The organism is Kluyvera genomosp. 1 (genome assembly GCF_001266615.1).
In the GTDB taxonomy this organism is placed as follows: Bacteria; Pseudomonadota; Gammaproteobacteria; order Enterobacterales; family Enterobacteriaceae; genus Kluyvera; species Kluyvera cryocrescens_A.
This window is the reverse complement of sequence record NZ_LGHZ01000018.1, coordinates 157664-179293: the sequence shown is the minus strand read 5'-3', so window position 1 is coordinate 179293 and position 21630 is coordinate 157664. Positions and strand designations below refer to the sequence as shown.

Genomic DNA, 21630 nt, shown 5'->3' with positions numbered 1-21630 from the left:
TCGGCGGCGTGGGGATGATGGGTCTGACATGGCACTGAGAAACGATGGAAAACAACAAGCTGAAGCGCGGGCTAAGCACCCGGCACATTCGCTTTATGGCCCTCGGGTCGGCAATTGGTACGGGGCTGTTTTACGGTTCTGCTGACGCCATTAAGATGGCTGGGCCAAGCGTGTTGCTGGCCTATATTATCGGCGGTGTGGCCGCTTACATTATTATGCGTGCGCTAGGCGAAATGTCTGTGCACAACCCGTCTGCCAGCTCCTTCTCTCGCTACGCTCAGGAAAACCTCGGGCCGCTGGCGGGCTATATCACCGGCTGGACTTACTGCTTTGAAATCCTGATCGTCGCTATCGCCGACGTTACCGCCTTTGGCATCTATATGGGCGTCTGGTTCCCGGCGGTGCCGCACTGGATATGGGTGCTCAGCGTGGTGCTGATTATCTGCGCCATCAACCTGATGAGCGTCAAGGTGTTCGGCGAGCTGGAGTTCTGGTTCTCCTTCTTCAAAGTTGCCACCATCATCATCATGATTGTAGCGGGCTTTGGCATCATTATTTGGGGTATTGGCAACGGCGGGCAACCGACGGGGATTCATAACCTGTGGAGTAACGGCGGCTTCTTTAGTAACGGCTGGCTCGGTATGGTGATGTCCTTGCAGATGGTCATGTTTGCCTACGGCGGCATTGAAATCATCGGCATCACCGCCGGTGAAGCGAAGAACCCTGAAGAATCTATTCCGCGCGCGATTAACTCCGTACCGATGCGTATTCTGGTGTTTTACGTCGGTACGCTGTTCGTGATTATGTCGATTTATCCGTGGAACCAGGTGGGTACTGATGGCAGTCCGTTCGTGCTGACCTTCCAGCATCTCGGCATCACTTTTGCTGCCAGCATTCTTAACTTCGTGGTGCTGACCGCCTCTTTATCGGCGATTAACTCCGATGTTTTCGGCGTGGGTCGTATGCTGCACGGTATGGCCGAGCAGGGCAGCGCGCCTAAGTTCTTCGCCAAAACCTCACGCCGCGGGATTCCGTGGGTAACGGTGATGGTGATGACGATTGCTCTGCTGTTTGCGGTGTATCTCAACTACATCATGCCGGAAAACGTCTTCCTGGTGATTGCTTCGCTGGCGACTTTCGCTACGGTGTGGGTGTGGATTATGATCCTGCTGTCTCAGGTCGCCTTCCGTCGCCGCCTGTCGGCTGATGAAGTGAAAGCGCTGAAGTTCAAAGTGCCTGGCGGCGTGACAACCACCGTTGTCGGTCTTATCTTCCTGGTCTTTATTATCGGCTTGATTGGCTATCACCCGGATACCCGTATCTCACTGTACGTGGGCTTCGCGTGGATCCTGCTGTTGCTGGTGGGCTGGATGTTTAAAACGCGCCGCAGTCGTTAATTTTCCTACGGTTATTCAGAGAGCCCGGCTTTAGCGCCGGGTTTTTTTATGCCTGAAATCTGCGCCCCCGTCCTCCTCCCTATAAAAAAGCGCAAAAGATGAGTAGGGTGAAATGGACGTATGGCAAGGTGGGCACATTTTGAAAATAGGGGATAGACGATGTTGAACGCCTGGCACCTGCCTGTTGCTCCCTTTGTAAAACAGCAGCAGGATAAACTGATAATCACCCTTTGGTTACGCGGTGATGACCTGCCGAAGCGGGTCACGATGCGTACGGAAGTGGATAACGAAGAGCTGGCGCTGCCAATGCGTCGTAGCAGCAAAGCGCCTGCACCTGATGTGGTGCAGTGGCGTGGTGAAATCACGCTACATGAAGGACAGCCTCGCCGCCGCTATGGCTTTAAGCTGCTGTGGGACGACCGCCAGCGGTGGTTTGCGCCCAAAGGACTCAGCGAAATTCCACCGGCCAAACTGGAACTGTTTGCTTATGACAGCCCGGATGTTGGCCCGCAGTGGGTCGCCGATCAAATTTTCTATCAGATTTTCCCCGACCGTTTTGCGCGTAGCGCATCGCGTTCGGAACAGCAGGATAACGTCTACCATCATCACGCGGCTGGGCACGATATTGTCCTGCGCGATTGGAATGAACCGCTGACTGCCGACGCGGGTGGCTCCACTTTCTACGGCGGCGATCTCGATGGAATTAGCGCGAGGCTGCCGTATTTGAAAAAACTGGGCGTGACCGCGCTGTACCTGAACCCGGTGTTTACCGCCCCAAGCGTGCATAAATACGATACCGAAGATTACCGTCAGGTCGATCCGCAATTTGGTGGTAATGAAGCGCTACTGCGCCTGCGTCACAACACTCAGCGCGAAGGGATGCGCATGGTGCTCGACGGCGTCTTTAACCATAGCGGTGATACCCATGCCTGGTTTGATCGTCATCATCGCGGCAATGAAGGCGCCTGCCATCATCCTGGCTCACCGTGGCGCGATCGCTACAGCTTCTCGGACGATGGAAAAGCGCTGGATTGGCTGGGCTACGCCAGCCTGCCGAAGCTCGACTATCGCTCCGAGGCGTTAATAAACGAAATCTATGCGGGTGAAGACAGCATTGTTCGTCATTGGCTGCAAGCTCCGTGGAATATGGACGGCTGGCGGCTGGACGTGGTGCATATGCTGGGGGAGGCGGGGGGCGCGAAGAATAATCTTAAGCACGTTGCGGGTATCACGCAGGCGGCGAAAACCGCCCGGCCGGATGCTTATGTGCTGGGTGAGCATTTTGGCGATGCGCGTCAGTGGCTCCAGCAGGATGCGGAAGATGCGGCCATGAACTACCGCGGTTTTACCTTCCCGCTGTGGGGATTCCTCGCCAATACCGATATTTCTTACGATCCACAAAAAATGGATGCGCAAACCTGCATGGCCTGGATGGAAGAGTATCGCGCCGGGCTGTCGCACCAGCAGCAGCTGCGGATGTTTAACCAGCTCGATAGCCACGATACCGCGCGCTTTAAATCGCTGTTGGGCCGCGATGTCGCGCGGCTACCGCTGGCGGTGGTCTGGCTGTTTAGCTGGCCAGGCGTGCCCTGTATTTATTACGGCGACGAAGTGGGGCTGGACGGGGATAACGATCCGTTTTGCCGTAAGCCGTTCCCGTGGGACGAAGAACAGCAGGACCGCGAACTGCTGGGACTTTATCAGCGCTTAGCGGCTTTACGTCACTCTACTCCTGCGCTGCGCCACGGCGGCTGCGAAGTGCTGTATGCCGAAGGCGATGTGGTGGTGTTCCTGCGCTTACTCGGCACCGAGCGCGTGATGGTGGCGATTAATCGCCGTGCGGCCTGCGAAGTGGTGCTGCCCGAATCGCCGCTGCTGAACGTTAAGTGGCAGCGCAAAGAAGGCGCGGGACAGGTGACAGATGATGTACTGGCACTGCCCGCTATCTCCGCCACGGTCTGGGTGGGTCACTGATAGAGGCGGGAGATGTCGGCGCTGGCGAGCAGTGTTTCACGCCACCAGCGCTGCGCCAGCCCGTCCTGGCCGTTGCGCCAGGCCATGTAGGCGACATCTTTTTGCCGAAATGAGATAACGGTTTTCTCCACCAGTTCACCGGTTGCCAGCCACGGGCTAGCAATATGGCGGGGGAGAAAACCGCAGCCCAGCCCGGCACGTAGCAGCATGACCTTGCTTTGGAAATCATCGACGCGCATTTGCGGCTGCTCGTCCATCAGGTTGGTTTGCAGAGGATGGCAAAATCTGGCGCTGTCGCTGATGACTATTGCCCGGTGCAGGCACAGCTGTTCGTTGGTGAGCCCTTCCGGTGCACTGGCAAGCGGATGATTGGGGGCAACGACAAATACATTATCCATCGTGCCGAGCATCTTGTACGACCAGGCGGCGGAGGTTGGCGGTTCGTTGATGGCGCCGAGAATAATGTCTGCGCCGTTGTGGGTGAGCTCTTCCCACGACCCTGCCAGCGTGTGGTGCGTGAAGTTCAGCCGCGTTTGCATGTTGAGCGCGTAGAACGCTTCAATGCTGGGTAGTAGAGCAGAAAAGGGGAAAGAGTCATCAAGGGCAATCGCCAGCTCTTTTTCCCAGCCCGAGCTTAGCTGTACCGCCTGTTTTTCCAGATCTTTTGCCGCATTGAGCAGTAAACGCCCCTTCTCCAGCATCATTCGCCCGGTATCAGTGAATTTTGCCCGATGTCCCGAGCGATCGAGCAACTCAATACTCAGATCGTTTTCGAGCTTCTGAATCATATAGCTCAGTGCCGCAGGCGTTTTAAACAGTGATTCGGCTGCGGCGGCAAAGGATCCGTGCTTGTCGAGAGCGTCGAGAATAAGTAAAACGTCCAGGTTGATGCGCATAGGCTTAAAATATCCAGAAAAATTAACCCCTACGTTGTACCGAATGCATAAAAACAATGCCAGTGAATAAATTAGATTTAACCTGCGCATTTTTTTGATGTTGCATGAGATATATCTCATGGTGAAATTATTATTGTCACAGGATGGTAAGTTTTCTTTAATAACTCGTTAGAAATTTCCCGCTATACTCAACAAGCTTTCTGATTCAGGATCCTGCTACTGACGGCAGCTTAAACCGTTTTCTTTTAACTTATTGATTGAGAAGGTGTGTTATGTCTATTCGGGAACTGATTGACCCTCAAAACTCTGCGCTAATTTTTATTGATCATCAGCCACAAATGTCTTTTGGTGTGGCGAATATTGACCGCCAGACTCTCAAAAATAATACCGTTGCGCTGGCTAAGGCTGGGAAAATATTTAATGTCCCAGTGATTTATACCTCTGTCGAAACAAAAAGTTTCAGTGGCTATATTTGGCCTGAATTATTAGCGGTTCACCCTGATGTGAAGCCGATTGAGCGTACCTCAATGAACTCCTGGGAAGACGCTGCTTTTGTTAAAGCAGTGAAAGCAACCGGGCGTAAAAAATTGATTATTTCCGCCCTGTGGACGGAAGTGTGCCTGACCTTCCCGGCGCTGATGGCGCTGGAAGAGGGCTTTGAAGTGTATGTGGTCACCGACACCTCCGGTGGGACTTCCGTCGATGCTCACGAACGTTCCATTGACCGTATGGTGCAGGCCGGTGCGGTACCTGTCACTTGGCAGCAGGTGCTGCTGGAGTACCAGCGCGATTGGTCACGTAAAGAAACCTACGATGCGGTAATGGATCTGGTTCGCGAACACAGCGGTGCCTACGGCATGGGCGTGGATTACGCGTATACCATGGTGCACGGCGCACCAGAACGTAAAGCCTAACGTCTGGACGCTGGCGGGGTAACCCGCCAGCCTGCGACAGCAAGGAACCCTCCGCCATGACGCAAAAGCATGTCACGCTGGTCATTACCCACGCCATCCAACCTGAACACGTCGCGCTTTATGAAGCCTGGCTGGGCGAGATTATGCCGATTGCCGCCAGCTATCCCGGCCATCTTGGGGCGAACGTTATCCGCCCGGCCGACGGGCAGACGGCGTGGAATATTATTATTCGCTTTGACACCCTTGAGCACCTCTATGCCTGGACGCAGTCCGATGTGCGGCAAAAGTTGGTGGATGAAATTTCACCGCTGCTGGGTGAAGGTGACCATACCGAAGTGCGCACTGAAGCCGCATTTTGGTTCACGCCGCCCGCCGCGAATGTGCGCCAACCTAAGCGCTGGAAACAGTTCCTGATAACGCTGCTGGTGATTTTTCCCAGTACCAATCTGGTGCCTGCCATTACCGGCGCGCTACTGCCGTCGATGAAGGGAACCCTGTCGCTGCATTTTATCAATGATGCTTGCGTGGTTGCGCTGGTGGTCTGGTTCTGGATGCCCATCGTGACCCGTCTGTTTGCCGGCTGGCTGAAAAAAGCCTGAACCGGCATAAGGAGAACGTAATGCCACAAACAGCCACACTGATTTTAACCCAGGGACAAATCCACACTCTGGATGCTAAGCAGCCGTGCGCGGAAGCTGTCGCCATTGCTAACGGTAAGATCTTAGCCGTCGGCAGCGATGCGCAGATGATGTCCTACGCGGACGAAGGCACGCAAATTATCGATCTGCACGGCCATACGGTGATCCCCGGGCTCAACGACTCGCACCTGCACCTGATCCGCGGCGGATTGAACTACAACCTTGAACTGCGCTGGGAAGGCGTTCCGTCGCTGGCGGACGCGCTGCGTATGCTGAAAGATCAAGCCGATCGTACGCCGTCCCCTCAGTGGGTGCGGGTGGTCGGCGGCTGGAGCGAATTCCAGTTTGCCGAGCGCCGTATGCCAACGCTGGAAGAGCTGAATGAAGCCGCACCCGATACGCCTGTATTCGTGCTGCATCTCTACGATCGCGCGTTGCTTAACCGTGCGGCGCTGAAAGCGGTTGGCTATACCAAAGAGACACCGGCCCCTGCGGGTGGCGAAATTGTTCGCGATAACAACGGTAACCCGACCGGGATGCTGATCGCCAAACCGAACGCCATGATCCTTTACGCCACGCTGGCCAAAGGTCCAAAACTGCCGCTGGAGATGCAGGTGAACTCAACCCGTCAGTTTATGCGCGAGCTGAACCGACTGGGGCTGACCAGCGCCATTGATGCCGGCGGCGGCTTCCAGAACTACCCGGAAGATTACGAAATTATTGAGCAGCTGCACGCCAATAAGCAGATGACCATTCGTATCGCCTATAACCTGTTTACCCAGCGTCCGCAGCATGAGGTCGAAGATTTCGAACGCTGGACCGATATGCTCAAACCGGGGCAGGGAACCGATTTCTATCGTGCCAACGGTGCGGGTGAAATGCTGGTCTTCTCGGCGGCCGATTTTGAAGATTTCCTCCAGCCGCGTCCGGATCTGCCGCCGGGCATGGAAGACGAACTGGAGCGTGTGGTACGTCATCTTGTCGAGCACCGCTGGCCGTTCCGCCTGCACGCCACCTACGATGAGTCCATCAGCCGCATGCTGGATGTCTTCGAAAAAGTGAACCGCGATATTCCGTTTAACGGGCTGCACTGGTTCTTTGACCACGCGGAAACTATTACCGAGCGTAATATTGAGCGCGTGAAGGCGCTGGGCGGTGGCATTGCGGTGCAGCACCGAATGGCGTTCCAGGGCGAATACTTTGTTGACCGCTACGGTAAAGACGCGGTGAAACATACGCCGCCGGTGGCGAAAATGCTGGAGCTGGATGTGCCGGTCGGTCTGGGTACCGATGCCACCCGTGTGGCGAGCTACAACCCGTGGACCGCGTTGTACTGGCTGGTTTCCGGCCGTACCGTCGGTGGAATGGCGATGTACGATGATGAAAATCGCCTGCCGCGCGACGTCGCCCTCGAGCTGTGGACTGCGGGTAGCGCGTGGTTCTCTAGCGAACAAGGTAAGAAAGGGCGTATCGAACAGGATCAGCTTGCTGACCTGGTGGTGCTGTCGAAAGACTACTTCAACGTGCCGGAAGAAGAGATCAAAGGGATTGAGTCGGTGATGACGATTGTCGACGGTAAGGTGGTCTATGCCGCCGGGCACTTCACGCCGCTAGCGCCACCGGCGATTCCTGTTGTCCCTGATTGGTCACCGGTGGTGAAAGTGCCCGGGCATTACCGCTCCGCCCCTCCGGGAACCGAACGTATTGGTGCCGTGGTACAGATGCATCAGTGCTGCGGCAGCTGTGGGGTGCACGGTCATCAGCACGATCTCGCCCGTCAATCTGGTATTCCGGTCTCCGATGACCGTGCTTTCTGGGGCGCTTTGGGCTGCTCTTGCTTCTCGTTCTAACGTCACGCCTAGGCCTGATAACTCAGGCCTACCGGCAATAAAAAAGGCTCGCCTATGCGAGCCTTTTTTGCCGAAACGTTAGCCGATTACAGGCTAGAAACGTTTTCGCTCAGGTATTTAGCCACGCCGTCTGGAGACGCGTTCATGCCTTCTTTGCCTTTTTCCCACTGCGCTGGGCACACTTCGCCGTGCTGCTCGTGGAACTGCAGTGCATCAACCATACGCAGCATTTCATCGATGTTACGACCCAGCGGCAGGTCGTTAACCACCTGGTGGCGAACAACGCCGTTCGCGTCGATCAGGAAGGAGCCGCGCAGTGCAACGCCTTCGTCCGGGTGTTCGATACCGTAAGCCTGCTGAATTTCACGCTTAACGTCAGCAACCATCGCGTATTTCACTGCACCGATGCCGCCTTTGTCGACAGGGGTGTTACGCCATGCGTTGTGGACGAATTCGGAGTCAAAAGAAACGCCAACCACTTCAACACCGCGCTTCTGGAACTCTTCGTAACGTTTGTCGAAGGCAATCAGTTCGGATGGGCAGACGAAGGTGAAGTCCATCGGCCAGAAGAACAGAACGGTGGCTTTACCCTGGGTGTGCTGTTTGAAATTGAATTTCTCAACGATTTCACCGTTGCCCAGTACCGCAGCAGCGGTGAAGTCAGGCGCTTGACGAGTAACCAGAACCATGGGGTTCTCCTTTGAATTTATAGGGTTAATGGAACGCAACGCGGGCAAGTATAGGGACTGGCCGCGGTTAACACAAAAAGACTGTGACGATTAATTAGATAGGTTTTGGCTATTGATCTTTTATTTTTACCAAAGGATTAAGCATAGCCATTCCGCCGCGCGATGCAAGCGCTACAGCGTTTTGTTTTTCGCTTGCTGCATCATCTGCGGATAAAACTGCCAGAAGCGTGTCTCTAACTCGTCATAGTGCGTATCCAGGTCATGCCAGGAGTCACGCAGGGCATCAAGCTTCGGACGACGGCTGGCCATGCCGTTTAACACGCGCTGGATAAAATCCATTTCGCGATAGCGCTCAAGCCAGCGCTCCGACCACAGATGCTCGTTCAGCACGATAAAGCGTTCGGGCGCCTGTGGCAGAATGGTATTGACCTGAGTATGGGCATAGCGGACAAATTCTGGCAGCGCGATGTCCGGAGAAATTTGCGCCCAATGGCGAGATAAAAAATGATCCCACATCACATCCAGCGTAATCGGCGCAACCCGACGCGTCTCAGGGCGAAACCATTCGCGGGCCTCTTTCACCTGCGGCAGATTATCGGTCATGACGTCGATGCGACGATGCATATGAATGCCGTCAACTACCGCCGGAGGGTAATCCTGCTCGGGATTACCGCGGACAAAATCCGCTAACAGATTCCCTGACAGGGAGCTGTCGGCAAGGTGAGCGAGGTGCAGATGAGCGAGAAAATTCATTGTTTGCTATTTATCCAGAGGGGTAAGGGTTGCAGGGACGTCGCCCCGGCACTAGACTACCCGCCTCATTATTAAGCCCAGAGTCACAGTCATGCGCGTTACCGATTTCTCCTTTGAACTACCCGAATCCCTGATTGCCCACTATCCGCAAGCCGAGCGCAGCAGCTGTCGCTTGCTGTCTCTGGACGGGCCAACGGGCGCGCTGACCCACGGTACTTTCACCGATTTGCTCGATAAGCTCAACCCTGGCGATCTGCTGGTCTTTAACAATACCCGCGTGATCCCAGCGCGCCTGTTTGGCCGTAAAGCCAGCGGCGGCAAGATTGAAGTGCTGGTCGAGCGTATGCTGGATGATAAACGTATTCTGGCACATATTCGCGCGTCTAAAGCGCCAAAGCCGGGTGCTGAACTGCTGCTGGGCGACGACGAAAGCATCAAAGCGACGATGGTCGCGCGCCATGACGCGCTGTTTGAAGTCGAGTTCGATGACGAGCGTAGCGTGCTGGATATTCTCAACGCCATCGGCCATATGCCGCTGCCGCCGTATATTGACCGCCCGGATGAAGACGCCGACCGCGAGCTTTATCAGACGGTGTATAGCGAGAAGCCGGGTGCCGTCGCGGCACCAACCGCCGGCCTGCACTTCGACGAACCGCTGCTGGCCAAGCTGCGTGAAAAAGGCATCGAAATGGCCTTTGTTACGCTGCACGTCGGCGCGGGGACTTTCCAGCCGGTCCGCGTGGACAGCATTGAAGACCACATCATGCACTCCGAATACGCGGAAGTACCGCAGGACGTGGTCGATGCGGTTCTGACCGCCAAAGCGCGTGGCAATCGCGTGATCGCGGTGGGGACCACCTCCGTGCGTTCGCTGGAAAGCGCCGCGCAGGCCGCAAAAGATGAACTGATTGCGCCGTTCTTCGGCGACACGCAAATCTTTATTTTCCCAGGCTATCAGTATCAGGTTATTGATGCACTGGTGACCAACTTCCACCTGCCGGAATCGACGTTGATTATGCTGGTATCGGCGTTTGCTGGTTATAAAAACACCATGAACGCCTATCATGAAGCCGTAAAAGCGGAATATCGCTTTTTTAGTTACGGTGATGCCATGTTTATCACGTACAATCCGCAGGCTATTTCTGAGCGTGTCGGGGAATAAGTTTCCGGCATGAGTGTTTAACGTCGGACTGTTTTTCTGACGCAGGAGTTATGATGAAATTTGAACTGGACACCACAGACGGTCGCGCCCGCCGCGGCCGCCTGGTTTTTGACCGTGGCGTAGTAGAAACCCCCGCTTTTATGCCGGTGGGCACCTACGGCACCGTGAAAGGCATGACGCCGGAAGAAGTTGAAGCCACCGGTGCACAAATTATTCTCGGCAACACCTTCCACCTGTGGTTGCGCCCGGGCCAGGAAATCATGAAGCTGCACGGCGATCTGCATGATTTCATGCAGTGGAAAGGGCCCATCCTGACCGATTCCGGCGGTTTCCAGGTCTTCAGCCTGGGCGATATTCGTAAGATCACCGAGCAGGGTGTGCACTTCCGCAACCCGATCAACGGCGATCCGATTTTCCTCGATCCAGAGAAATCGATGGAGATTCAATACGATCTCGGTTCCGACATCGTGATGATCTTCGACGAATGCACGCCATACCCGGCGGATTGGGATTACGCCAAGCGCTCCATGGAGATGTCTCTGCGTTGGGCCAAGCGTAGCCGCGACCGTTTTGACGGATTGGGCAACAAAAATGCGCTATTTGGCATCATCCAGGGCAGCGTTTACGAAGATTTACGTGATATCTCCGTGAAAGGTCTGGTGGACATCGGCTTTGATGGCTACGCTGTCGGCGGTTTGGCTGTCGGTGAGCCGAAGGAAGATATGCACCGTATTCTGGAGCATGTCTGCCCGCAAATCCCGGCGGACAAACCGCGTTACCTGATGGGTGTCGGTAAACCAGAAGATCTGGTTGAAGGCGTTCGTCGCGGTATCGATATGTTTGACTGCGTCATGCCGACGCGCAACGCCCGTAATGGTCATCTGTTTGTGACCGACGGTGTGGTAAAAATCCGCAATGCGAAGCACAAAAGCGATACCAGCACGCTCGATGCCGAGTGTGATTGCTACACTTGTCGCAATTATTCACGTGCATACTTGCATCATCTTGACCGTTGCAACGAAATATTGGGCGCGCGCCTCAATACCATTCATAACCTTCGCTACTATCAGCGCTTAATGGCTGGTTTACGCAAGGCTATCGAAGAGGGTAAATTAGAGAGCTTCGTGACCGATTTTTACCAACGCCAGGGGCGTACAGTTCCACCTTTGAACGTTGATTAATTTTAATAATGAGGGAATTTGAATGAGCTTTTTTATTTCTGATGCGGTAGCGGCAACAGGTGCTCCGGCGCAGGGTAGCCCGATGTCTCTGATTCTGATGCTGGTAGTCTTTGGTCTGATCTTCTATTTCATGATCCTGCGTCCACAGCAGAAACGTACCAAAGAACATAAAAACCTGATGAGCTCCATTGCCAAAGGCGATGAAGTCCTGACGAACGGTGGCCTGGTTGGTCGTGTGACTAAAGTAGCAGAAACTGGCTACATCTCTATCGCACTGAACGACACCACTGAAGTGGTTATCAAACGTGACTTCGTAGCTGCCGTTCTGCCGAAAGGCACCATGAAGGCGCTGTAATATTCCGTTTTCCCAAAGGGAACTGCCGTGTTAAACCGTTATCCTTTGTGGAAGTACATCATGCTGGTCGTCGTCATTGTCGTCGGCCTGCTTTACGCACTTCCCAACCTGTATGGTGAGGATCCGGCTGTTCAAATCACTGGCGTGCGCGGCGTCGCCGCCAGTGAGCAAACGCTGATCCAGGTCCAGAAAACGTTACAAGAAGAAAAAATTACCGCTAAGTCTGTGGCACTGGAAGAGGGCGCTATTCTTGCGCGCTTCGACACCACCGACATCCAGCTGCGCGCGCGTGAAGCGCTGATGAGCGTGCTGGGTGACAAATATGTCGTGGCGCTTAACCTTGCTCCGGCAACTCCGCGCTGGTTGGCTGCGATTCATGCAGAGCCAATGAAGCTCGGTCTTGACCTGCGTGGCGGCGTTCACTTCCTGATGGAAGTGGATATGGATACCGCACTGGGCAAGCTCCAGGAACAAAATATCGATAGCCTGCGCAGTGACCTGCGCGAGAAAGGCATTCCTTATACTACCGTTCGTAAAGAAGACAACTACGGTCTGAGCATCACGTTCCGTGATAGCAACGCTCGCGACCAGGCGATTTCTTACCTGAGCAAGCGTCATCAGGATCTGGTGATTTCAAGCCAGGGCAGCACGGCGATGCGTGCGGTAATGACCGATGCGCGTCTGAGTGAAGCTCGCGAATATGCGGTACAGCAGAACATCAACATTCTGCGTAACCGTGTAAACCAGCTAGGTGTTGCTGAGCCGGTTGTTCAACGCCAGGGTGCAGACCGTATCGTGGTCGAGCTGCCGGGTATTCAGGACACCGCGCGTGCGAAAGAAATTCTGGGCGCAACCGCGACCCTGGAATTCCGTCTGGTTAACAGCAATGTCGATCAGGCCGCTGCCGCATCAGGCCGTGTACCGGGCGACTCCGAAGTGAAAAACACCCGTGAAGGGCAGCCTGTTGTGCTGTACAAGCGCGTGATTTTGACCGGTGACCATATCACCGACTCCACTTCAAGCCAGGATGAATACAACCAGCCGCAGGTTAACATCTCGCTCGATAGCGCGGGTGGTAACATCATGTCTAACTTCACCAAGGACAACATTGGCAAACCGATGGCGACCCTGTTCGTGGAGTATAAAGACAGCGGTAAGAAAGACGCCAACGGCCGCGCAGTGCTGGTGAAACAAGAAGAGGTGATTAACATCGCCAATATCCAGTCCCGACTGGGTAACAGCTTCCGTATCACCGGTATCGGTAACCCTAACGAAGCACGTCAGCTGTCGCTGCTGCTGCGTGCGGGGGCGTTGATTGCGCCAATCCAGATTGTTGAAGAACGTACGATCGGTCCAACACTAGGTATGCAGAACATCAAGCAGGGTCTGGAAGCGTGTCTGGCCGGTCTGGTGGTCTCTATCCTGTTCATGATCTTCTTCTATAAGAAGTTCGGTCTGATTGCGACCAGCGCGCTGATTGCTAACCTGGTACTGATTGTCGGTATCATGTCGTTGCTGCCGGGCGCTACGCTAAGTATGCCGGGGATTGCGGGGATCGTATTAACCCTTGCCGTCGCCGTCGATGCTAACGTACTGATTAACGAACGTATCAAAGAAGAGTTGAGTAACGGTCGTTCGGTTCAGCAGGCAATCAACGAGGGCTATGCCGGCGCGTTCAGTTCCATCTTCGATGCGAACATTACGACGCTGATTAAAGTCCTGATCCTGTATGCGGTCGGTACCGGTGCAATTAAAGGGTTCGCGATTACTACCGGTATCGGTGTGGCGACGTCGATGTTTACCGCGATTGTCGGTACGCGTGCCATCGTAAACCTGTTGTATGGCGGCAAGCGCGTCAAAAAGCTGTCAATCTGAGGAGTGCGAAGTGGCACAGGAATATACTGTTGAACAATTGAACCACGGCCGTAAAGTCTATGACTTTATGCGCTGGGACTACTGGGCTTTCGGCATCTCAGGTTTTCTGCTGATTGCGGCCATCGTGGTGATGGGCGTGCGCGGCTTTAACTGGGGTCTCGATTTCACCGGTGGTACGGTGATTGAAATCACGCTGGAAAAACCGGCGGATATGGACGTGATGCGCGATGCGCTGGAGAAAGCGGGATTCGTTGATCCGCTTCTGCAGAACTTCGGTAGCAGCCATGACATCATGGTACGTATGCCACCTACCGAAGGTGCAGACGGCGGACAGGTCTTGGGTAGTAAGGTGCTGAGTGTGATTAACGAAGCCACCAACCAGAATGCTGCCGTGAAGCGTATCGAATTCGTGGGGCCAAGCGTGGGTGCCGATCTGGCACAAACCGGTGCGATGGCGCTGATGGTTGCGCTGATCTCGATCCTCGTTTACGTTGGTTTCCGCTTTGAGTGGCGACTGGCGGCGGGGGTGGTTATCTCCTTGGCGCACGACGTGATCATTACCTTAGGGATCCTGTCGTTGTTCCATATCGAGATTGACCTAACGATCGTCGCATCGTTGATGTCGGTTATCGGTTACTCGCTGAACGACAGCATCGTGGTATCTGACCGTATTCGTGAAAACTTCCGCAAAATTCGTCGCGGTTCACCTTACGAAATCTTTAACGTGTCGCTGACCCAAACGCTGCACCGTACGTTGATTACGTCCGGTACCACGTTAGTGGTGATTCTGATGCTGTACCTCTTCGGTGGTCCAGTACTGGAAGGCTTCTCGCTGACCATGCTTATCGGTGTTTCCATCGGTACCGCCTCGTCTATCTACGTAGCCTCGGCGCTGGCGCTGAAGCTGGGTATGAAACGTGAGCACATGCTGCAGCAGAAAGTGGAGAAAGAAGGGGCGGATCAGCCGTCAATTCTGCCGTAAGCGAGCGCCGTTAAGTGATTAAAAAAAGCCGTAACACCCAACCCGTGTTGCGGCTTTTTTATTGCATCTTATTATTCTAATTAAGTCTGAATATTGCTTTGTGAGGAGTCATCATGGCTATCATCCCGAAAAACTACGTGCGGCTGGAAAGCGGCTATCGTGAAAAAGCGCTAAAGCTGTTTCCGTGGGTCTGCGGCCGCTGTTCACGCGAGTTCGTTTACTCTAATCTGCGTGAATTGACGGTTCACCATATGGACCACGATCATACCAATAATCCAGAAGACGGGAGTAATTGGGAACTGTTGTGCCTGTACTGCCACGATCACGAACACTCGAAGTACACCGAGGCGGATCAATACGGTTCAACGGTAGTTGCGGGGGAAGATGCGCAGAAAGATGTGGGGGAAGCGACCTATAATCCGTTTGCCAACCTGCAGGCAATGATGAATAAAAAGAAATAACCGGCACTTTGTAACGTATGCATTACCGCTGGAATCCCGATCGCAAGGTTGGGATTTTTTTTGCCTGTTGGGTCGGGAATAAGTGTGGATATCGGTAGGCGGAGTAGAATCAGCGGCAAGCCGGGATAGCCCGGTGAGGCGCAGTGTTGCGGGGGCTTGATCCCCGGTGGCCTTGTCGCTGGAAAGAGAAAACCCCCGCACATTGTTCGGTATTTACCGGCAACATAACGGGGGCAATCCTATCTCTAGACAAGTTGAGGATAGCCGCGAACCGTTGCCATTGCAACCAAGGCGGTTATATGTCGCTTACTGAAGTGTGCATTATTGTCTGGCACGATCTGGCAGCACCTACGCTTGTCAGTATTGCAGCGGGTCGGTTTTTAGGCTGGTGGCATAGCAGGAGATAATGCGAGGTGGGCGTACTGGCCGCCGCGTGGCAGCATGCGCTCGAAACGGGCCAGAGGATTTCCTCTGGCCTTTTTTGCGGTAACGAACTTAGAAGTTGTAACCGACAACCAGGTAACCACCCCAGCCGGTCGATTTGGCGCTGAAGTCGCCTTCGCCCCAGTTCAGAGTATCCCCACCTTTCCACTGGCCGCCGTTATGGAAGTAACGAGCAACGACAGAGTAGTGCCAGTGATCGTAGTTCAGCGCCAGGATGTGGCTGGAAGCAATGGAGTTGCTGGTACGGTTTGGTTCATCGCCCAGATCGGAGCCCCAGTCGAAGTTGGTGAAGCCGATGTAGCTCAGCTTGCCGCCCCACAGATCGGAAATCGGAACAAAGTATTTCACTTTGAAGCGGTAGCCGTCCCACTCGTTTTCGTTGGCTGCGCCATAGTTCTGCCACTGGTATTTTGCATACACGTTCATGGACAGGCTCATTGGCAGGCCGGTGTCGATATCGGTACCCAGACCCATGTACCAGGTGCTCTGGCGGCTGGCTTTGTTGTCACCCATATCGTAGATGTAGTTGTTGGCAATGTACCACTCTTTGAACGGGCCGAAGCTCAGGTCAGCACCGGTCAACTTGTCGATAGAGAAGCGTGGTTCAATTTCCATGAACATTGGGGAACCGTCAGACCAAATACCGGTATCGTTACCGTTACCCCAGTCGAAGGTTTTTGGAATATCGATATAGCCGTAGAAATCTAACCAATCTTTTTTAGCAAACGCTTCGTATTCCAGATAAACGTCGTTGTTCAGTTTTGGCGAGAAACGGGTGTGGTAGCTACCTACCACGTTGACGCTCTGGTGCCACCAGTCGGAAACGTATTGCGGCTGAGAGTCGCCTGCTGCGTTCGCAGTGAAAGAGGCGGAAAGCGCCAGCGCCGCACCGGCTGCAAGTAATGTTTTTTTCATATTTTATGCCACTAATAAAATAATTCGAAAGAGAGTGATTTTTATCACCGAAGTTTTTCTAAATGTTTCGTGTTTCTGCGTGCCTATTATATGAATCCTTGCTCACGAAAATCAGTCACGCTTCACACATTTTTCAAGTGCGTAATCGATTGCGTTCACGTTTGCGTAGATTAGACGCGGCGATTGTACTGATGGGGTGAATTAATGCAAATTTTTACAAACGGAAATTAGGGCAACGGAAGGATAAGAATAGCGTCGTAGGGATTACTGATTTACGACGCCAATAGATGATTACTGCGCGTTGGCGGGTTGAACGTCGTGGATGCGGACAAAGCCCAACTGATCCGGCGTCACGCCGTTAAGCTGTAGCGGAATATCGACATCGCTCGGGGCCAAAACGCTTGCGGGGGCTGAGAAGAGCTGGTTGCTGACGTTGACTTCCTGATACTGCTCGGTGGTACCCTGGATTTGCCCCCATTCCACGGTGCCGGTAAAGGCAGGCAGCGGATCGTTGGACTCACCCTGAATACGCAGCGTCAGCACGGTACCCTGCGCGTTAGCCGCGACGTTGCGCAGAGACATACGCAGCGTGCCAAGCTGGCTGTTCAAGCGAGCGGGAGTATTGGCGCCAGGCAACAGGTACACACCACGCGTTGATTTCGCATTCAGCGCGTTTTGCTGGGTGATCTTCACCGTTTCTTTGTTTAGCTGCGTCATTTCGGCACTCAGGGTGCTGATGCTCTGATGCATCTGCTTCACTTCTGACTGTTGCGCGCACGCGGTCAGGCTGACGAGGCTTCCCAGCAGGGCAATTCTTAGGTAACGTCTTGTCATTCTGTCTGTTTCCTTCTTCTCGGGATAACGCAATGGTAGCGCGCTGCGCGACATTTGGCATCGATCCATTGTCTCAAAAAGCGCTGTTCCTTTGTTGTCGCGTCAGTTCAGGGTAAAATAGATTCCATTAGCCCTCACCGTCAGGACGTCGTATGCACTGCCCATTCTGTTTCGCCGTAGACACTAAAGTCATTGACTCCCGCCTTGTGGGAGAAGGCTCCTCCGTTCGCCGCCGTCGGCAATGCCTGGTGTGCAACGAGCGCTTTACTACCTTTGAGGTGGCTGAGCTGGTGATGCCACGTGTGGTTAAAAGTAACGATGTGCGCGAGCCGTTCAACGAAGACAAGCTGCGCAGCGGCATGCTGAGAGCACTGGAAAAACGTCCGGTCAGCTCTGATGACGTCGAAATGGCGATTAATCACATCAAATCACATTTGCGCGCCACTGGTGAGCGTGAAGTCCCGAGCAAACTGCTGGGTAATCTGGTGATGGAACAGCTGAAAAAGCTCGATAAAGTAGCCTATATCCGCTTTGCTTCGGTTTATCGCAGCTTTGAAGATATCAAAGAATTTGGCGAAGAAATCGCCCGCTTACAGGATTAAGTCATGAGCGACCAGATGTATATGGCGCGCGCCCTGAAGCTGGCGCAGCGTGGACGATTTACCACTCATCCGAACCCGCGTGTCGGCTGTGTGATTGTCAATCAGGGCGAAATTGTCGGCGAAGGCTTCCACTACCGAGCCGGTGAGCCGCACGCGGAAGTGCATGCATTGCGTATGGCTGGCGATAAGGCCAAAGGTGCGACCGCCTACGTGACCCTTGAGCCATGCAGCCATCACGGCCGCACGCCACCGTGCTGCGACGCACTTATTGCGGCGGGTGTATCGCGCGTCGTTGCCGCGATGCAAGATCCCAATCCGCAGGTTGCCGGGCGCGGTTTGTACCGCCTACAGCAGGCGGGCATTGAAGTTAGCCATGGGCTGATGATGAGCGAGGCCGAAGCGCTGAATAAGGGCTTCCTTAAGCGGATGCGTACTGGTTTCCCGTACATTCAGCTTAAACTTGGCGCATCGCTTGACGGGCGCACGGCGATGGCCAGCGGCGAAAGCCAGTGGATCACCTCACCGCAGGCGCGCCGCGACGTGCAGCGCCTGCGCGCAGAAAGCCATGCCATTTTAACCAGCAGCGCCACCGTATTAGCCGATGATCCGGCATTAACCGTGCGCTGGGATGAACTGACCCCTGATACGCAAAGCCTCTATCCGCAGGAAAATCTGCGTCAGCCGCTGCGTATTGTTATCGACAGCGGCAACCGCGTGACGCCGGAGCATCGTATCGTGCAGCAGCCGGGAGAAACCCTGTTTGCCCGCACTAAAGCCGATACCCGGAGCTGGCCGCAGGGCGTGCAAACGCTGATGGTGCCGGAGCATAACGGTCACCTCGATCTGGTGTTACTGATGATGCAGCTGGGAAAACAACAGGTAAACAGCATCTGGGTTGAGGCGGGGCCCACGCTTGCGGGTGCGCTGATTGAAGCGGGGCTGGTGGATGAGCTTATCGTCTATATCGCGCCTAAACTGTTAGGAAACGATGCACGCGGATTATGTGTGCTGCCGGGCCTTGAGAAACTGAGCCAGGCCCCCCATTTTAAATTCAATGAGATACGCCAGGTTGGCCCGGACGTCTGCCTGCATTTAACCACTGCGTGAGGCATTCCGAATTAGAGGAAGCAGCGCCCAGAATATTATGATAAAATCCGCCCCCCTGCGGGGCAAATGAACCCAAAGGAAGAGTATGAACATTATTGAAGCTAACGTTGCTACCCCGGACGCTCGCGTCGCCATCACCATCGCGCGTTTCAACAACTTTATCAATGACAGCCTGCTGGAAGGTGCTATCGACGCCCTGAAACGCATTGGTCAGGTTAAAGATGAAAACATCACCGTTGTTTGGGTTCCTGGCGCTTATGAACTGCCGCTGGCAGCAGGCGCACTGGCTAAAACCGGTAAATACGATGCGGTGATTGCACTGGGTACAGTTATCCGTGGCGGTACTGCCCACTTCGAATATGTTGCTGGTGGGGCAAGCAATGGCCTGGCGCACGTCGCTCAGGACAGCGAAATCCCAGTAGCCTTCGGTGTTCTGACTACCGAAAGTATTGAACAAGCCATCGAACGCGCTGGCACAAAAGCCGGTAACAAAGGTGCGGAAGCTGCACTGACCGCGCTTGAAATGATTAATGTATTGAAAGCCATCAAGGCCTGATTTTTGTAAGGGGAAATCCGTGAAACCTGCTGCTCGTCGCCGCGCCCGTGAGTGTGCCGTCCAGGCGCTCTATTCCTGGCAGTTGTCCCAGAACGACATCTCTGATGTTGAATACCAGTTCCTGGCGGAACAGGACGTTAAAGATGTTGACGTCGTGTACTTCCGTGAACTGCTGTCCGGGGTGGCGACTAACAGCGCGTACCTCGACGGATTGATGAAGCCATACCTGTCCCGTCTGCTCGAAGAGCTGGGCCAGGTAGAGAAGGCTGTGCTGCGCATCGCGCTGTTCGAGCTTTCTAAGCGTGATGATGTGCCGTACAAAGTGGCTATCAACGAAGCAATCGAGCTGGCAAAAACCTTTGGCGCTGAAGACAGCCACAAGTTCGTCAACGGCGTGCTGGATAAAGCCGCTCCTGCCATTCGTCCCCGCAAAAAGTAACCTGTAGGCCGGTGAGAAGGTGGTTTTTACCGCTTTCCCCGGCCTTGTTTTATCCTTCTGCTGAGGCATAACGTATGGCATGCGGCGAATTCTCCCTGATTGCCCGTTATTTTGATCGAGTACGAAACGCTCGTCTTGATGTCGAGACCGGTATCGGTGACGATTGTGCTTTACTCAACATCCCCGAAAAACAAACCCTGGCCATTAGTACCGACACGCTGGTCGCGGGGAACCATTTCCTTCCTGATATCGACCCGGCTGATTTAGCCTATAAAGCACTGGCGGTTAACGTCAGCGATCTGGCCGCAATGGGCGCCGATCCTGCATGGTTAACGCTGGCATTGACGTTGCCTTCAGTCGATGAAAACTGGCTGGCGGCGTTCAGCGATAGCCTGTTTGAACAGCTAAACTACTACGATATGCAGCTCATTGGCGGCGACACCACCAAGGGTCCGCTGGCGATGACGCTCAGTATCCACGGCTATGTGCCGGTGGGGCGTGCGCTCAAGCGTTCAGGGGCGAAACCGGGCGACTGGATTTACGTCACCGGTACGCCGGGTGACAGTGCTGCTGGGTTGGCTTTGCTGCTGAATCAATTGAAGATTGAGGTGCCGGAAGATGCCGCCTATCTACGACAGCGCCATCTGCGCCCGACACCGCGGGTATTGCAAGGCCAGGCGCTGCGTGACCTCGCCAGTTCGGCCATCGATCTCTCCGACGGGCTGATTTCCGATCTCGGGCATATTCTGAAGGCCAGCGGCGTTGGCGCACGGGTTGAACTGGATATGCTGCCGTATTCTGGGGCGATGCTGCGTCACGTTTCGCCAGAGCAGGCATGCCGCTATGCGCTTTCCGGCGGCGAGGATTATGAGCTGTGCTTTACGGTTCCAGAATTGAACCGCGGGGCGCTGGAAGTGGCACTGGGCCAGCTCGGTACGGCATTTACCTGTATCGGCCAAATTAGCGCTGATGTAGAAGGGCTGAATTTTACACAAGATGGAAAGGCGGTCACGCTGGACTGGAAGGGGTACGATCACTTTGGCTAAGCACGATATCGCAAAAAGCCGCCTGAATTTACGCAATCCCTGGCACCTGTTGGCGACTGGGTTTGGTAGCGGCTTAAGCCCAATAGTCCCAGGTACCATGGGCTCATTGGCCTCTATCCCGTTCTGGTACTTACTGACCTTTTTACCCCTGCAGGTTTATTCGCTGGTGGTGATGTTCGGTATCTGCATCGGGGTGTATATCTGCCGTCGTACGGCGCGAGATATGCAGACTCATGACCACGGAAGCATTGTGTGGGATGAGTTTATCGGTATGTGGATTACCTTGATGGCGATCCCGGTGATTAGCTGGCAGTGGGTGCTAGCCGGGTTTGTGGTATTCCGCATTCTGGATATGTGGAAACCGTGGCCAATCCGCTGGTTTGACCGCAACATTCATGGCGGCATGGGGATCATGGTCGATGATATCGTCGCCGGGGTGATCTCGGCGGGGATACTGTACGTTGTGGGGCACCACGTTCTGTGATGTGTTGACCCTCATCCCGGAAGGGAGAGAGGGAAAATTGGTCTGCGGTGTGATGATGCACATCACTAAAAAGTGA

The 21630-nt window shown here is 54.4% G+C and carries 23 protein-coding genes; 18 read left to right on the top strand and 5 right to left on the bottom strand.

Annotated features, from left to right (window positions below; translation table 11 throughout):
- The first annotated feature begins 44 nt into the window (after positions 1-44).
- Complete coding sequence (gene proY / locus KP80_RS12185) at positions 45-1397, top strand: proline-specific permease ProY (protein ID WP_052283905.1); 1353 nt, start codon at positions 45-47, stop codon at positions 1395-1397.
- A gap of 159 nt (positions 1398-1556) precedes the next feature.
- Positions 1557-3371, top strand: coding sequence for a maltodextrin glucosidase (malZ, locus tag KP80_RS12180; RefSeq protein ID WP_052283904.1), 1815 nt, complete (start codon positions 1557-1559; stop codon positions 3369-3371).
- Here malZ and KP80_RS12175 read toward each other — a convergent pair.
- Positions 3365-4267 (bottom strand): LysR family transcriptional regulator, encoded by a 903-nt coding sequence (locus KP80_RS12175; protein WP_052283903.1) that lies wholly within the window; start codon positions 4265-4267, stop codon positions 3365-3367. The genes malZ and KP80_RS12175 overlap by 7 nt on opposite strands.
- A gap of 272 nt (positions 4268-4539) precedes the next feature.
- On the opposite strand from KP80_RS12175, the gene KP80_RS12170 reads away from it, so the two are divergent.
- The 3 genes from KP80_RS12170 to KP80_RS12160 are packed head-to-tail and all read left to right on the top strand — an operon-like array spanning position 4540 to position 7669.
- Positions 4540-5181, top strand: a complete 642-nt coding sequence (locus KP80_RS12170) for a hydrolase (RefSeq protein WP_052283902.1) — start codon at positions 4540-4542, stop codon at positions 5179-5181.
- Between the two features lie 56 nt (positions 5182-5237).
- A complete protein-coding gene (locus tag KP80_RS12165) occupies positions 5238-5780 on the top strand; it encodes an antibiotic biosynthesis monooxygenase (RefSeq protein ID WP_052283901.1) in 543 nt (180 codons plus the stop codon).
- A 20-nt stretch (positions 5781-5800) separates the two neighbouring features.
- Positions 5801-7669, top strand: a complete 1869-nt coding sequence (locus KP80_RS12160) for an amidohydrolase (RefSeq protein ID WP_052283900.1) — start codon at positions 5801-5803, stop codon at positions 7667-7669.
- A gap of 86 nt (positions 7670-7755) precedes the next feature.
- Here KP80_RS12160 and KP80_RS12155 read toward each other — a convergent pair whose 3' ends face one another.
- Both KP80_RS12155 and acpH read right to left on the bottom strand, forming a co-directional pair.
- Positions 7756-8358 (bottom strand): peroxiredoxin C, encoded by a 603-nt coding sequence (locus KP80_RS12155; protein WP_052283898.1) that lies wholly within the window; start codon positions 8356-8358, stop codon positions 7756-7758.
- Between the two features lie 171 nt (positions 8359-8529).
- Complete coding sequence (gene acpH, locus KP80_RS12150) at positions 8530-9111, bottom strand: ACP phosphodiesterase (protein ID WP_052283897.1); 582 nt, start codon at positions 9109-9111, stop codon at positions 8530-8532.
- 91 nt (positions 9112-9202) lie between these two features.
- Between acpH and queA the strand changes: the two genes are divergently transcribed.
- From queA to KP80_RS22450, 7 genes are all read left to right on the top strand, one after another.
- The gene (queA, locus tag KP80_RS12145) at positions 9203-10273 is read left to right on the top strand and encodes a tRNA preQ1(34) S-adenosylmethionine ribosyltransferase-isomerase QueA (protein WP_052283896.1); all 1071 of its coding nucleotides are present in this window, start codon (positions 9203-9205) and stop codon (positions 10271-10273) included.
- 53 nt (positions 10274-10326) lie between these two features.
- Entirely contained in the window at positions 10327-11454 is a 1128-nt protein-coding gene (gene tgt, locus KP80_RS12140; protein WP_052283895.1) for a tRNA guanosine(34) transglycosylase Tgt, read from the top strand.
- A 22-nt stretch (positions 11455-11476) separates the two neighbouring features.
- Entirely contained in the window at positions 11477-11809 is a 333-nt protein-coding gene (gene yajC, locus KP80_RS12135; protein WP_052283894.1) for a preprotein translocase subunit YajC, read from the top strand.
- Positions 11810-11836: 27 nt separating this feature from the next.
- Complete coding sequence (gene secD, locus KP80_RS12130; protein WP_072129098.1) at positions 11837-13684, top strand: protein translocase subunit SecD; 1848 nt, start codon at positions 11837-11839, stop codon at positions 13682-13684.
- Between the two features lie 10 nt (positions 13685-13694).
- Positions 13695-14666: a protein translocase subunit SecF gene (secF, locus tag KP80_RS12125; protein ID WP_052283892.1), complete on the top strand. Its 972-nt coding sequence runs from the start codon at positions 13695-13697 to the stop codon at positions 14664-14666.
- Positions 14667-14779: 113 nt separating this feature from the next.
- A complete protein-coding gene (gene yajD, locus KP80_RS12120) occupies positions 14780-15127 on the top strand; it encodes an HNH nuclease YajD (RefSeq protein ID WP_052283891.1) in 348 nt (115 codons plus the stop codon).
- Between the two features lie 299 nt (positions 15128-15426).
- The gene (locus tag KP80_RS22450; protein WP_156315649.1) at positions 15427-15534 is read left to right on the top strand and encodes a type I toxin-antitoxin system toxin Ldr family protein; all 108 of its coding nucleotides are present in this window, start codon (positions 15427-15429) and stop codon (positions 15532-15534) included.
- A gap of 88 nt (positions 15535-15622) precedes the next feature.
- Here the strand turns inward: KP80_RS22450 and KP80_RS12115 are convergent, their stop codons facing one another.
- Both KP80_RS12115 and KP80_RS12110 read right to left on the bottom strand, forming a co-directional pair.
- On the bottom strand, positions 15623-16486 hold the full coding sequence (locus tag KP80_RS12115) for a nucleoside-specific channel-forming protein Tsx (RefSeq protein ID WP_052283890.1): 864 nt from the start codon (positions 16484-16486) through the stop codon (positions 15623-15625).
- Between the two features lie 291 nt (positions 16487-16777).
- Positions 16778-17320: a DUF3251 domain-containing protein gene (locus KP80_RS12110; RefSeq protein WP_052283889.1), complete on the bottom strand. Its 543-nt coding sequence runs from the start codon at positions 17318-17320 to the stop codon at positions 16778-16780.
- 152 nt (positions 17321-17472) lie between these two features.
- Between KP80_RS12110 and nrdR the strand changes: the two genes are divergently transcribed.
- From nrdR to pgpA, 6 genes are all read left to right on the top strand, one after another.
- Positions 17473-17922: a transcriptional regulator NrdR gene (nrdR, locus tag KP80_RS12105; protein WP_052283888.1), complete on the top strand. Its 450-nt coding sequence runs from the start codon at positions 17473-17475 to the stop codon at positions 17920-17922.
- A gap of 3 nt (positions 17923-17925) precedes the next feature.
- A complete protein-coding gene (gene ribD / locus KP80_RS12100; RefSeq protein WP_052283887.1) occupies positions 17926-19029 on the top strand; it encodes a bifunctional diaminohydroxyphosphoribosylaminopyrimidine deaminase/5-amino-6-(5-phosphoribosylamino)uracil reductase RibD in 1104 nt (367 codons plus the stop codon).
- 85 nt (positions 19030-19114) lie between these two features.
- Entirely contained in the window at positions 19115-19585 is a 471-nt protein-coding gene (gene ribE / locus KP80_RS12095) for a 6,7-dimethyl-8-ribityllumazine synthase (RefSeq protein WP_001021161.1), read from the top strand.
- A 19-nt stretch (positions 19586-19604) separates the two neighbouring features.
- Entirely contained in the window at positions 19605-20024 is a 420-nt protein-coding gene (nusB, locus tag KP80_RS12090) for a transcription antitermination factor NusB (protein ID WP_052283886.1), read from the top strand.
- A 74-nt stretch (positions 20025-20098) separates the two neighbouring features.
- Entirely contained in the window at positions 20099-21070 is a 972-nt protein-coding gene (gene thiL / locus KP80_RS12085; RefSeq protein ID WP_052283885.1) for a thiamine-phosphate kinase, read from the top strand.
- Positions 21021-21554 carry a phosphatidylglycerophosphatase A gene (gene pgpA / locus KP80_RS12080; RefSeq protein ID WP_072129097.1) on the top strand — a complete coding sequence of 178 codons (534 nt, stop codon included), beginning with the start codon at positions 21021-21023 and terminating at the stop codon, positions 21552-21554. Before thiL ends, pgpA begins: the two co-directional genes overlap by 50 nt.
- The last annotated feature ends 76 nt before the right edge of the window (positions 21555-21630 follow it).